This window comes from Microvirga sp. HBU67558 (genome assembly GCF_018069605.1).
Classification (GTDB): Bacteria; Pseudomonadota; Alphaproteobacteria; order Rhizobiales; family Beijerinckiaceae; genus Microvirga; species Microvirga terrae.
This window is the reverse complement of record NZ_JAGPUP010000129.1, coordinates 1-311: the sequence shown is the minus strand read 5'-3', so window position 1 is coordinate 311 and position 311 is coordinate 1. Positions and strand designations below refer to the sequence as shown.

Here is a 311-nt window from a genome sequence, read left to right as displayed (position 1 = left end):
ACCGTCACCAACGAGACCGTGACCTCGGAGGAGCTCGGCGGCGCCAAGGTGCACACCACCAAGTCCTCGGTGGCGGACGGCGCCTACGACAACGACGTCGAGGCGCTTCTGCAGGTGCGCCGCCTCATCGATTTCCTGCCCGCCAACAATCAGGACGGCGTGCCGGAGATCCCGAGCTTCGATGATCCCAACCGCACCGACGACAGCCTCGACACCCTGATCCCGGACAACCCGAACAAGCCCTACGACATGAAGGAGCTGATCCTGAAGGTCGTGGACGAGGGCGACTTCTTCGAGATCCAGGAATCCTT

Annotated in this window: 1 protein-coding gene; it reads left to right on the top strand. The window is 63.0% G+C overall.

Translation table 11 applies throughout. The features are described from left to right. Window positions 1-311: carboxyl transferase domain-containing protein (locus tag KBI52_RS00525; protein ID WP_305797855.1), on the top strand; the 311-nt coding region annotated here is incomplete at both ends.